Here is an 11,024-nt window from a genome sequence, read left to right as displayed (position 1 = left end):
CTGCCGGGGTTGACGATCTGAAGATCGTGCACGTGCCCGCGGACGCGATCAACGCGGTGGACCGGAAGTGGGGTGCGGCGCTCCTCGGCGACAAAGCGAACAGCTCCGTGTTCGACAACAGCAAGGTGCGGTCCCTGGTGCCGTGGTACCGGCCGCGGATCCCCTACCGGCAGGGTGTGCGCGAGGTCATCGCCTGGTACGAGGCGCACCCGGAGGAGCAGGTCGTCGACGAGCGGCTCGACGGGCTGATGGACGAGCTCGCCGAGCGCTGGGCGGTGTAGCGCGCGCTGCGCCGCGGCGCGCGGACCGCGGCGCGGCACGGCGCGCGGGCCGCGCCACGCGGCGGCGCACAACGGAAGACACCCGGAACCACGTGATCGCGTGGTTCCGGGTGATTTCGGTTGTGCGGAGCGAGCGAGCGCGAACCGTGGCAGTGGGGTGCCGCCGAGGGCGAGGTCCGCGACGAGCTCGCCGAGGAGGGGCGCGAACTTGAAGCCGTGGCCCGAGAACCCGGTCGCGACGGTGAGCGGACCGCGGCGGTCGATGACGAAGTCCTCGTCCGGCGTGGTGTCGTACAGGCAGCTGATGAACGTCGGCTTCGTCGCGTCCACGCCGGGCACGTACCGCGTCACGTAGGCCTGCAGCCGCTCCGCCTCCGCGGGCACCGGCACGAAGTCGCGGCGGTCCGGGTCGACGACGGGACCGGTGCCGTGGAAACCGACCTTCACGCCCTCACCGGGTGTCAGCAGGCCGTAGACCCCGTCGCCCTCGCCCCAGTGCACGAAGCTCGGCCACGCCGCGTCCGGCAGGTGGCTGGGGAAGTGGGCCGGCTGCTCCTGGGTGACGCGGACGGCCGGGAGGCCCGCCCCGCGTCCGGCGAGCAGGGCACCGACCAGCGTGGGGGCCCAGGACCCGACGGCGGCCACCACGGACGCGGTCCGGACCGTCTCGACGTCGACGTCATCGCTGATGAACGACACCGTGGCGTCGTCGCCGTGGTCCTCGATGCCCGTGACGCGTGTGCCGAACCGGAGGTCGGCGAGCCCGGTCCGCTCCGCGAGCGTCAGGAAGACCTCGAGCGCCGCGGCGGACCGGATGCGTCCCGCCGTCGCATGCGCCAGGACGTGCCCTTCGAAGGCGATGCCGGGCCACCGGGCAGCGGCGTCGTCGGGCGAGAGCGTCTCGTGCGGGACACCCGCGTCGGTCAGCGCGGCGGCGATCGCGTCGACGGCATCGGGGCGACCGTGGTCCACGGCGCCGGTCCGGTCGATGAGCGTCGTGCCCGACCGCCGCTCGAGCGCTTCCCACAGGTCCAGTGCCCGCGTGGTGAGGTCCACGTACTCGGCGTCGGCGTACCCCTGCCGGAAGATGCGGCTCGCACCGTGCGAGGAACCGCGGTCGTGGCCGCGGCCGTGCTGCTCGAGGAGGAGGACGCGCTCGCCGCGGGCGGTCAGCGCGAACGCCGTCGCGGCGCCGACGATCCCGCCGCCGATGACGACGTGGGTCGTGGAGAGGGAAGCCATGGAGCGAGCGTAGTGCTCGGCGATCGTGGAGCGAGTGACGGGAATCGAACCCGCGCTACCAGCTTGGGAAGCTGGAGTTCTACCATTGAACTACACTCGCGCATCCCGCTCGGCGGGACGTCGACAACCCTACCGGATTCTCCGCTGGATGCCAGCCGAACGCGCTCCGGGGGCTGCGGGGCGGCCGCGATCCGTGCCTCCAGGCCGGTGTCCGTGTAGGCGCTGTGAGCCGCCCGCCGTGACGGACAGGTGTCGTGCTCGTGTGTACCGTCCAGGGGGATCCGACCGAGTGACGACCCGAGGAGGAACCGGATGGTCAGGCATCCCCTCATCGACGACGTGGTCGGCCCGGCGCTCATGGTGGACTCGGCATCGTCGGTGGTGTGGCTGACCGACGCGTTCGCCTCGCTGCTCCGCCGTGCCTCGGCCGCGGGCCGGACCGTGGTGCTGCGGACGGGCCCCGGCGCCGCGCTGACACCGGCACTCCGGCACGCCCTCGGTGCGCACGGTGCCGCCTGGGCCGTCGCCGACCACGACGGCACCCTCCGCGACGGCCGGACCGGCGCCGCGGCCTCCGGCATCGAGGACTTCGTGCACCGGGGTCCCGAACTGGTCGGGACCCCGTCGCCCGAGCACCCGGTGTCGTCGGACTCGGTCCGGCAGATCAGCATCGACCTCACCCTCCGGCACCACGAGGGCCGAGCGGTCGACATGGGCTCGGCGATCGAGGCCCTGTGCGACACGGTCGGCGCGTGCCCGACGCGGTGGGGGACCGCCGAGCCGTTGACGGTCCCGTGGGACCGGTGGGTGGTGACGCAGTACGCGAAGCACGAGGCGCCCGCGGTCTCCACGTCCTACGCGATCGGCGACGGCTTCTCGGCGACCATGACCGCGCACCTGCTGGACGGGGTCGTCATCGAGACGATGTCCGCCGTGCTCACGGTGCCGGAGGAGCACGCCGACCCCTCGCTCGCGCCGCGCATGTTCGATGCCGTGCAGCGGGTCGCCGACCAGGTCGAGCCCGTCTTCGGCGTGGTGATGCAGCGCCGGGGCGACGCCGACCACCTCGTCCGCGCGGTGTCGCACGGGGAGCCGTCGCCGCTCGCCGTCGTCGTCGGTCCCGAGGCCGCCGAGTTCCTCGACCGTGACGGGGTGTGGCCGCCACCGCGGACCTCGACCACGACCTTCGGGACCCGTGGACGTCACGCGGACGACGATGCCGCCGACGGAACCGACGCGGGGCTCATCGTCCGCTTCGAGGACGGGTGGGAGGCGCTCGAGGCCTTCCTGGACCGCATCGACGAGGACCGCTTCCTGCAGCTGGTCGGCGGCGCACCGCTCGACCCCGCGCACGAGGACGGCCACGTGGGCGCTCCGGTCAGCGGAGGTCCCGGTGCCGCGTGACGTGACGCTCCTCTGCCGGCAGCCGGTGGAGATCCGCGACGTCGCCGAGGCCCTGCTCATGCACGACGAGACCTGGGGCGTCCGGGCCCTCGACGACGGCCCCGTGCTGCAGGTCTGCCGCGACGCGACCCACCCGGTGCTCACCGTGCTCGGGGTGCGGCGGGTGGACGCCTTCGACGAGGTCGAACGGATCCTGCCGGAGGCGCCGACGCTCGAGGTGCCGCTGTGGTGGGTCGACGTGGTGACCCCGGCGGGGCCGGACGGCGAGTCGGGGATCTCCGCGGCACTCGAGGCCGCGATGGACCTCGATGCCGTCTGTCTCGTCCACGGCGACTGAGCCCGGGCCGTCGGGATTCGCGTGGCCCGCTGCCGGAGTCGCGGTGCGGTGCGGTGCGGTGTCGATCGTCTTCGCACAACCGAAAACGAACCGAACCAGCGCGATCATCGGCGCGAACTGACTTTGGTTGTGCGAACGCGAACGCGGATCGCAACGCGAACGCGAACGCGAACCGGGCCGGGCGCCGCTCAGTCCCGGTCGTGCATCGCGGCGAGCCGCTCGTTGTACGCCCTGAGGTCGGCGTCGCCGTCGCGGTCGGCCTTCCGGTCGAGCCGCTTGGCGTCACGCGTGTCCGACCGCACCCAGTTCCGCACCACGAGCAGTGCGACGAAGACCATCGGGAGCTCGCCGGCACCCCAGGCGATCCCGCCGCCGGTGTGCTGGTCGGCCAGGAGCGCAGCGTCGTTCGTCTGCCCGAGCGCGTGGAACCAGTCGACCGCGAACACGGACTCGGACGTCATGACGGCCACGCCGAAGAACGCGTGGAACGCCAGCGTCGCGAGCAGCGCGATGATGAGGATGGGGTACTGCGGCCGGGCGGGGCCGGGGTCGACGCCGACGAACACCCAGAAGAACAGGTAGCCGCTCAGGACGAAGTGCACGACCATCACGACGTGCCACTCGTGCGACTGCATCGCGTACTCGAAGGCCGGCGTGAAGTAGAACACCACGAGGGAGCCGGCGAAGACCACCCCGGCGACCGCGGGCTTCGCCATGAACTGCATGTACCGCGAGTGCACGAACAGCATGAGCCACTCGCGGGCGCCGCGCGAGCCGTCGTTGCGCACCGGCAGGGTCCGCAGGGCGAGCAGCACCGGTCCGCCGAGCACGAGCGGCAGCGGCACGAACATCATGAGCAGCATGTGCTGCACCATGTGCGACGAGAAGTGGATCATGCCGTACACGGCCGGTCCGCCCGAGGTCGTCCAGATGAAGAGCGCGCAGCCGACGAGCCACGCGATCGTCCGGCCGACGGGCCAGGCGTCGCCGCGCTTCCGGAGCTTCCGCACCGCGAGCAGGTACCAGACGGCCCCGGTCACGGCGAGCGCGGCCCACACCCAGTCCCAGTGCCACTCGGTGAAGTACGTGTGCAGGGTCTGCGTCGGCGGGTACGGGTAGCCGATGAGCCCGGAGCGGGTGTCGTCGCCGGTCTCGGGAGTCTGGGGGATCGGCGGCTGCGAGCGGGACACCGCCACCGAGACGCCGATCGCCACGGCCATGAACACGATCTCGGCGAGCGCGAACCGGGTGAACGCCCGGCGGTCGAGCGGTGACCGGAGCAACGCCGGCACGAGCCGTCGGCGCTGCACGACCCCCGCGAGCCCGAGCAGCACGAGGATGACGGCCTTCGTCGTGATGAGCCAGCCGTACGGCGTGGTGACCAGGTCGAGCGGGCCGGTGAGACGCAGCGACGCGTTCACGATCCCGGAGAACGCGACGGCTCCGAAGGACCAGCCGGCCAGGGTCGAGTACCGCGACACGACACGACCGGTCGCACCCTTCGTGCGGGTGCGCAGGAGCAGCACTGCGACGAGGCCACCCGCCCAGACGCACACGCCGACGAGGTGCACCGCGAGCGAGTTCACGGCGTTCGCGTGCTCGAGCGACCCGGCGGCGTGGCCGGACAGTGCGAGGGGGAGCAGCGCGAAGAGCGCGAGGACGGTCGCGACGGCCAGGGTCGTCACCCGGGTCGCGAACGTGGCGACGACGGTCGCGAGCAGGACCGCCGCCGCGGAGACCACGAGCGCCTGCCCGATCTCGACCTGGAAGGCGAAGAGCAGGAAGTTGCGCGCGAACACCGGGGAGGTCAGCGGCACGCCGAGCGTGTTCGCCCCGGTGAGCACGATGCCGACGACCGCGGCCAGGAACCACACGCTCCCGGTCGCTGCCGCCCACCGGGTGGCCCGGTGCTGCACGCTCGAGACGGCCCCGTGGTCCTGCTTGCGTGCCGGCAGCGCGAACGCCGCGACGATGAGCAGGCCGATCGTCACCGCCGCCATCGTGTCGTGCACCGCGCGCGCGACGGGCAGGCCGTAGGTGACGAGGTCGCCGGCGGAGACGAGCTGCTGGTCGGAGCCGAACGCGCCGGTCAGCACCATGCCGAGGACGGCGAGGGCTGCGGCGAGGGGGACGGTGATCACCAGGACCGTCGCGACGGTGGACGTGCGCGCGGTGACGGGCGCCGATTCCGGCGCCGCGCCTCCGGACGGGGGTGCGGAGGACGTGACGGTCATGACCGTCCAATGGTAAGCGCCCCAGCCTGGGCCCACGCCGCCGGTTCCCGGGCGACGCGCCAGCGGTGCCCGGGCCGTGCCGGTGGGGAGGGGCGCGGTGTGCGTCCGCAACGCCGGCTGCGGTCCGCCCCGGGCCGCCTCAGTCCCGGTGCTCCCAGATGCCCTCGCTGCCGACGCCGACGAACCCGACGGCCTCGTTCACGTCGAGCATCGGCCGGTTCTCCTCGGCGTTGAAGGTGATGATCGACGGGCGCCCGGGGAACGCCTGTTCGACGGACGCGATCCCCTCGACCTTGAGCAACCACCCGAGCCGGTGTCCCCGGTGCTCCCGGAGCACGAGCGTGTCCCACTGCATGACCGCCCGACCGGGGTCGTCCGGGACGGCGAGCTGCGTGAACCCGACGAGCGACCCGGAGGCGACGTCCTCCACGGCGACCGTCACCATCGTCCGCGGGGCCCGGTCGAGCTCGGCCTCCTGCTCACGGAGGCGGTCGGCGTCCCAGACGTCCTCCGGCTCCTCCATGTCGCCCTCGGGTGCGTCGGTCGACATCCGCGTGCGCAGCAGGGCGACGCCGTCGAGCCAGCGCTCGGGAGTGCGCCCCGTCCACCGGTGCGTCCGGTACGCGTCCCCGGCGGCCGACACCGCTCGCGCCCGCGCCGCGCCGACCACCGCGACGTCTGCCGGCAGTGCGAGCCGACTGATCCGGTTCACCTGCCCGAACCGCCACCCGCGGCGGGTGAGGAAGCGGACCCCCGCCTCGTCGGCGGGGACCGCGCCGTGTCCCGTCGGCGCCTGCAGGTACCCGTCGCCCGACGCGGGGCCGACCTGCCGCGACACCGCGTACGTCTTCCACTGCGTCCGACCCTGCTCCCGAGCGATCCGCTCGACGTGGTCGGCCAGCAGGGTGCCCACGCCGCGGCCCTGGTGCGCCGGGTCGACGCCGACGGCGAGCCAGCAGTTCGTCGTCCCCGGCTCCTCCTTCGAGTCGTACGAGGCCGCACCGACGACCGTGCCCGAGGCGTCCCGCGCGACGAAGAGCCGGCTCGGGGCGCCGGGTGTGTGGCACATCGGCAGGTACTCGTCGGCGGTCCAGGCCAGCTCGGGGAGCCCGTGCACGGCGGCCTCCGCGCGGTCGGACACCGCGAGCCATGCCCGGAAGGCCGCCACCCGGGCGGGGTCGTCGTGCATCGTGGTGGGGACGTCGAGCTCCTCGACGGTGTACGGCGGTCGACCGGCGGTCGTCATCGTCCTGCTCCTGTTCGCTCCCCGACCCTGGGCAGCCTGACAGATATCGATGCGGTCCCCCGGCCGCTAGGCTTCCAGCGTGCTGCTCTCCGACCGCGACATCACCGCCCAGCTCGCCGACGGACGCATCGGGCTCGACCCGTACGACGCGTCGCTCGTGCAGCCCTCGAGCATCGACGTCCGGCTCGACAAGTACTTCCGGCTGTTCGACAACCACAAGTACCCCCACATCGACCCGGCCGAGGACCAGCCCGAGCTCACCCGCCTGGTGGAGACCGACCCGGACGAGGCGTTCGTCCTGCACCCGGGGGAGTTCGTGCTCGGGTCGACGTTCGAGGTCGTCAGCCTGCCGGACGACATCGCGGCGCGCCTCGAGGGCAAGAGCTCGCTCGGACGCCTCGGTCTGCTGACGCACTCGACGGCCGGCTTCATCGACCCGGGCTTCTCGGGCCACGTGACGCTCGAGCTCTCGAACGTCGCGACCCTGCCGATCAAGCTCTGGCCGGGCATGAAGATCGGGCAGCTCTGCTTCTTCCAGCTCTCCAGCCCCGCCGAGAAGCCGTACGGCTCGGCCGAGTACCAGTCCCGCTACCAGGGGCAGCGGGGCCCGACGGCGTCCCGGTCGGCGCAGAACTTCCACCGGACGGACGTCTCCACGCGCGACTGACCGCAGGCGCATCGACTGACCGCAGAAGCATCGACGCTCCGCGATATAGCAGGAGCAATCCCAGCAGTGCATTGTGGCGAACCCCAGTGCATGGGTCGCAACATTTCGCATTCTGTGTATCGTGGCCGCATGTCCGCAGTCCTCCCCAGGCCCGCGCCGCCAGTGTCGGCGGCCGAGCTCATCCGTGGCGCCCGCGTCCGCGCGGAACTGACCCAGGTGCAGCTCGCCGTCCGGGCCGGCGTCACGCAGAGCGTCATCAGCACCTACGAGAACGGTCGTCGTGACCCGTCTCTGGCGGCGCTGCAGCGGCTGCTGCGCGCAGCCGGCTTCACGGCGACCATCGAACTCGAGCCGATCGAGGAGCCGCCGCCGCTGCGGGAACGGGTCGCCGCCGCCCGGTCCGAGCTCCGCGACATCGTGCACCGGTTCGGTGGCCGGAACCCGCGCCTCTTCGGGAGCGTCGCGCGGGGTCAGGACGGGCCGGAGAGCGACGTCGACCTCATGGTGGACCTCGGGACGGGTCTCGGGATCTTCGCGCTGATGCGGATGCAGGACGAGGCCGAACAGCTGCTGTGCGCCCGGGTCGACGTGGTCGACGCCGCCGGGATGGACCCGCGGGTCGTGCGGGAGGCGGTCCCACTGTGACCCGGGGGACGGGGGAGCGCCTGGACGACGTCGTCCGGGCGTGCGAGCTGATCCGCGGCTACGTCGGTGACGACGCGCTCCCGGAACTGCTCGTGTACGACGCCGTGCGGATGCGACTCGTCGAGATCGGCGAGGCGGTGCGCATGCTGCCGGACGAACTGACCGCCGCCGAGCCGAGCATCCCGTGGCGGAAGGTCTCGCTCCTCGCCGAGCGGCTCACCCGGCGTTCGTTCGACACCACGCCCGCGGTGGTCCTCGGCACCGCGCGGACCGACGTCCCGCACCTCTGCGCGGCGGCTCGGCGCCTGCGGGCGGCCCACGCCGACGACGTGGCCGTCTGACGGCCGGGAGGCGCGGGGCGGGCCGGCACCGTGCCTCCCGGCCGGTGCGTGGTCGCGCCGGGAGCAGTCGTGGTGTGGACGCGGGACGGCCCCGTCTCGCGGTGCGAGACGGGGCCGTCCGTGTGCTGTGTGTGCGGCAGTGCTGCGATCAGCCCTGCTTGGCGAGCTGCTCGAGCGTGTCGTTGCCCTTGTAGGCCTCGACCGCGTTGTCCTTCGTGACGAGGATCGGGGTGAGCTCGACCGTCGGGACGACCTTCACGCCGTTGTCGTTGTTCTTGTCGGAGACCGTCTTCGGGGTCTTGCCGTCAGCGAGGTCCGACACCAGGTCGATGGCGGCCTGGGCCTCCTCCGTGGTGTTCTTGTAGATCGTCGAGTACTGCGTGCCCTTCATGATGAGCGGGATCGACGCGGTCTCGGAGTCCTGACCGGTGATGACGGGGGTGTCCTTGCCGGCGGCCTTCGTCGCGGTCAGGATCGCCCGGGCGAGGGTGTCGTTCGGCGAGAGGACGCCGTCGAGCTTGGTGCTGCCCGAGTAGTACTGCGAGAGGAGGTCCGTCATGCGCGACTGGGCGTTCTGCGCGAGCCAGCCCTTGGTCTGGACCTTCTGGAAGGTCTCCTGGCCGGACACGACCTTGACCGTGCCGTCCTTGATCTTCGGCTCGAGCACGTCCATCGCACCGTTGAAGAAGACGGTCGCGTTGGCGTCGTCAGCCGAACCCGCGAAGAGCTCGATGTTGTAGGGGCCGTCGCCCTTCTTGGCCTTGAGGCCGTCGAGGAGCGCCTGCGCCTGGAGCTGGCCGACCTTGAAGTTGTTGAACGCCACGTAGTAGTCGACGTTCTTCGTGTTCAGGATGTTGCGGTCCCAGGCGATGACCGTGGCGCCCTGCGCCTTGGCCGCCTTGACCTGCGAGCCGAGCTGCGAGCCGTCGGCCGCACCGATGATGACGGCCTTGGCGCCCTTGGTGACCATGCTCGAGATCTGCGACTGCTGGTCGGGGACCGGGTTGCCGGCGTTGGCGTACTGGATGTCGGCCTTGAAGCCGGCGTCCTCGATCGACTTCTTGAACGCGGCGCCCGCGAGCACCCAGTTCTGCGAGGTCTTCGCCGGCAGCGCGACGCCGATGAGGTCGCCCTTCTTGATGGTCGCACCCGAGCTGCTGCCCGAGTCCGAGGTTCCGCGTGCGGAGCAGCCGCTGAGGGCGAGGCCCGCGACGAGGGCCAGACCGATGCCGGCGATGAGCTTCTTGCGCATGAGATTGCTTTCTCTTCGTTGAGGGGTTGGTGCTGTGGTGATGGGGATTCGTGCGCCGGGCGGACGGGTGCCCGCCCGGCGCCACGTGCTACTGGACGTTGACCTTCTCCGGCTGGTCCTCGATGGACCGCGGCTGCTGGGCAGCGACCGTGTTCTGCTCGGTGTCCTTGCGCTGGAACTGGCGCATCATGCCGCCGATCAGCGAGGGACGACCCTGGGACTTCGAGTAGACGTCGAAGGCGACGGCGACGAGCAGGACGAGACCACGGATGATCTGGACCTTGTTCGACTCGATGCCCATGAGCTGGAGGCCGTTCGACAGGAGCGCCATGACGAGACCACCGATGATGGAGCCCGAGATGGTGCCGATGCCACCGGCGACCGCGGCGCCACCGACGAACACGGCGGCGATCGCGTCGAGCTCCCAGCCGGTGCCGTCCGCGGGGCCCGAGGCGTTCGAGTACCCGACGAAGACCATGCCGGCGATGGCGGCGAGGACCGACATGTTCGCCATGACGAAGAAGTTGACCTTGCGGGCGCTGACGCCGGAGAGGACGGCCGCGTTCGAGTTGCCGCCGACCGCGTAGACCTGGCGACCGAAGATCGTGTTCTTCGTGATGAAGCCGTAGAGGATCGTGAGGACGCCGAGGATGATCGCGACGATCGGGACCGAGGTGCCGACCGGGCCGGCGCCGAACAGGTAGGTCGCGATGAGCGTGACGACGACGAGCACACCGGTGCGGACCACGGAGACCCACAGCGGCGGGACCTCGGCCTGCATCTTGCGACGGCGGGCGCGGCCGCGGATCTCGATGATGATGAGCGCGATGATCGTCACGAGGCCGAGCAGCAGTGTGCCGTTCGAGTAGCCGAAGTCGGGGCCGAAGTCACCGAGGAAGCCCGCGCCGATGCCGTTGTAGGAGTCCGGCGTCGGCACCGAGGTCGACTGGCCGATGATCTGGTTCGCACCGCGGAAGATGAGCTGACCGGCCAGCGTCACGATGAACGCGGGGACCCGGACGAACGCCACCCAGAAGCCCTGCCACGCGCCGACGAGCGCGCCGACGCCGAGGCCGAGCAGGATCGCCGCCCAAGCGGGCCACTGCCAGACGGACATCGACTGCGCGACGATGATGCCGACGAACGCCGCGACCGAACCGACCGAGAGGTCGATGTGGCCCGCGATGATCACCATCACCATGCCGAGCGCGAGGATGAGGATGTAGGAGTACTGCAGGAACAGGTTGATCACGTTGGTGGGCTCGAGGATGAGCCCGTTCGTGCGCCATGCGAAGAAGGCGACGATCACGATCAACGCGATGATCATGCCGTACTGGCCGATGCTGTTGCCCTTGCCGAAGAGCAGTCTGAGGTT

General features: G+C 71.3%; 10 protein-coding genes and 1 tRNA gene. 5 read left to right on the top strand and 6 right to left on the bottom strand.

Annotated features, from left to right (window positions below; translation table 11 throughout):
• Both I59_RS05610 and I59_RS05605 read right to left on the bottom strand, forming a co-directional pair.
• Positions 1-1,523 (bottom strand): FAD-dependent oxidoreductase (locus I59_RS05610; protein ID WP_261976526.1); only part of this gene is annotated, 1,523 nt, incomplete at its 3' end.
• A gap of 26 nt (positions 1,524-1,549) precedes the next feature.
• Positions 1,550-1,623, bottom strand: a tRNA-Gly gene (locus I59_RS05605).
• Positions 1,624-1,835: 212 nt separating this feature from the next.
• Between I59_RS05605 and I59_RS05600 the strand changes: the two genes are divergently transcribed.
• Together I59_RS05600 and I59_RS05595 are read left to right on the top strand one after the other, a co-directional pair.
• A complete protein-coding gene (locus I59_RS05600) occupies positions 1,836-2,927 on the top strand; it encodes a DUF6177 family protein (protein ID WP_022903032.1) in 1,092 nt (363 codons plus the stop codon).
• On the top strand, positions 2,917-3,264 hold the full coding sequence (locus tag I59_RS05595; protein WP_022903031.1) for a hypothetical protein: 348 nt from the start codon (positions 2,917-2,919) through the stop codon (positions 3,262-3,264). The genes I59_RS05600 and I59_RS05595 overlap by 11 nt, the downstream gene beginning before the upstream one ends.
• A gap of 188 nt (positions 3,265-3,452) precedes the next feature.
• Here I59_RS05595 and I59_RS05590 read toward each other — a convergent pair whose 3' ends face one another.
• Positions 3,453-5,498 carry a cytochrome c oxidase assembly protein gene (locus I59_RS05590; protein WP_022903030.1) on the bottom strand — a complete coding sequence of 682 codons (2,046 nt, stop codon included), beginning with the start codon at positions 5,496-5,498 and terminating at the stop codon, positions 3,453-3,455.
• A gap of 139 nt (positions 5,499-5,637) precedes the next feature.
• The gene (locus I59_RS05585) at positions 5,638-6,744 is read right to left on the bottom strand and encodes a GNAT family N-acetyltransferase (RefSeq protein ID WP_022903029.1); all 1,107 of its coding nucleotides are present in this window, start codon (positions 6,742-6,744) and stop codon (positions 5,638-5,640) included.
• A gap of 79 nt (positions 6,745-6,823) precedes the next feature.
• Between I59_RS05585 and dcd the strand changes: the two genes are divergently transcribed.
• The 3 genes from dcd to I59_RS05570 all read left to right on the top strand — a co-directional run bounded on the left by dcd (position 6,824) and on the right by I59_RS05570 (position 8,397).
• Complete coding sequence (gene dcd / locus I59_RS05580) at positions 6,824-7,411, top strand: dCTP deaminase (protein ID WP_022903028.1); 588 nt, start codon at positions 6,824-6,826, stop codon at positions 7,409-7,411.
• Positions 7,412-7,540: 129 nt separating this feature from the next.
• Positions 7,541-8,056, top strand: coding sequence for a helix-turn-helix domain-containing protein (locus I59_RS05575; RefSeq protein ID WP_042726503.1), 516 nt, complete (start codon positions 7,541-7,543; stop codon positions 8,054-8,056).
• Positions 8,053-8,397: a DUF86 domain-containing protein gene (locus I59_RS05570; protein ID WP_022903026.1), complete on the top strand. Its 345-nt coding sequence runs from the start codon at positions 8,053-8,055 to the stop codon at positions 8,395-8,397. Before I59_RS05575 ends, I59_RS05570 begins: the two co-directional genes overlap by 4 nt.
• 148 nt (positions 8,398-8,545) lie before the next feature.
• Here I59_RS05570 and I59_RS05565 read toward each other — a convergent pair whose 3' ends face one another.
• Both I59_RS05565 and mmsB read right to left on the bottom strand, forming a co-directional pair.
• The gene (locus I59_RS05565; RefSeq protein WP_022903025.1) at positions 8,546-9,649 is read right to left on the bottom strand and encodes a sugar-binding protein; all 1,104 of its coding nucleotides are present in this window, start codon (positions 9,647-9,649) and stop codon (positions 8,546-8,548) included.
• 88 nt (positions 9,650-9,737) lie between these two features.
• Positions 9,738-11,024, bottom strand: a 1,287-nt coding sequence (gene mmsB / locus I59_RS05560) for a multiple monosaccharide ABC transporter permease (protein ID WP_022903024.1), incomplete at its 5' end; no start/stop codon positions are given.

It is taken from the genome of Curtobacterium sp. B8, assembly GCF_000333315.1.
GTDB lineage: Bacteria > Actinomycetota > Actinomycetes > Actinomycetales > Microbacteriaceae > Curtobacterium > Curtobacterium luteum.
Note: the sequence above shows the minus strand (reverse complement) of the source record. Positions and strands in the feature narration are given on the sequence as shown.